The organism is Aquicoccus porphyridii, assembly GCF_008369105.1.
Lineage (GTDB): Bacteria > Pseudomonadota > Alphaproteobacteria > Rhodobacterales > Rhodobacteraceae > Aquicoccus > Aquicoccus porphyridii.
Genome location: NZ_VINQ01000149.1, coordinates 1 through 425 on the forward strand (window position 1 = coordinate 1; position 425 = coordinate 425).

Here is a 425-nt window from a genome sequence, read left to right on the forward strand (position 1 = left end):
CACTTCGAGGCGATCAAGGCGGAACAACTGAAGGCCCTGGAGGATATCGTCAACGCCGAAATCCGTCGCAACACCGAGGTCGAGACCGAGGAAACCGATATCGACACCGCCAAGGCCAAGGGCGCCATGGCGCTGTTCGGCGAGAAGTACGGCGACCAGGTGCGCGTACTGAGCATGGGCGGCGATTTCTCCGTCGAGCTGTGCGGTGGCACCCACGTATCCCGCACCGGCGACATCGGCCTGTTCAAGATCACCAGCGAGGGTGGCGTGGCTGCCGGCGTACGCCGTATCGAGGCGGTCACCGGCGCGGCGGCGCTGGCCTACCTGAACGGTGCCGAGGAGCAGCTCAAGGAAGCCGCCAGCCTGGTCAAGGGCAGCCGCGATAACCTGCTGGACAAGCTCGGCGCACTGCTGGAGCGCAACCG

General features: G+C 65.6%; 1 pseudogene. It reads left to right on the forward strand.

The annotated features are described in order from the left end of the window. Nucleotides 1-425: pseudogene (locus tag FLO80_RS23975) on the forward strand (alanine--tRNA ligase); the annotation flags it as partial.